Annotated in this window: 1 protein-coding gene; it reads right to left on the bottom strand. The window is 71.5% G+C overall.

What is annotated here, in order from left to right:
• A partial coding sequence (locus ABD940_RS22845; RefSeq protein ID WP_345208877.1) for an IS30 family transposase occupies nucleotides 1-537 on the bottom strand: 537 nt, incomplete at both ends.

The following is a 537-nucleotide window of genomic DNA, read 5'->3' as shown; positions in this document are numbered from 1 at the left end:
GGTCATCGCCTCGGCCCCGTACCCGCCCAGCGAGGGCCCGTTCTTCACCGGCGGCTGCTCACCCCATCCCTGCAGGCGGGGCAAGTGGACCAGGATCGTGGCCCGGCTCTTGCGCTCGGCCAGAGTCCCGGTCGCTGAACGCCCGGTCCCGATGATCAAGTCCCCTTCCCAGTGCCCGGGCACAGCACGATCAGCGGCCTCGGGTGGGCGCTTGCTGAACACCACATCCTCGGTGACATGGCCCTGGGGCTTGTTCCGGGTGCGTGCCCGCGGCTCGCGCAGAGCCCGCCCGGTACGCAGGCACGCGACGAGCTCATGCTTGAGCGCCCCACGCCCCTGGATGAACAGCGACTGGTAGATCGTTTCGTGGGACACCCGCATCTCCGGCCGGTCCGGGAACTCCTCGGCCAGCCTGGCACTGATCTGCTCCGGTGACCACCAGTCCTCCAGGCCGTGGCGCACCCACGCCCGCAGCTCGGCATCGGCGGCGAGCTTGGCGGCCTTGGGCCGCCGGGCACGCCGTTCGGCGGCGGCCTG

This window comes from Chryseobacterium ginsengisoli (assembly GCF_039542325.1).
GTDB classification, from domain to species: Bacteria; Bacteroidota; Bacteroidia; order Flavobacteriales; family Weeksellaceae; genus Chryseobacterium; species Chryseobacterium ginsengisoli.
This window is presented reverse-complemented; position numbering and strand designations above follow the sequence as displayed.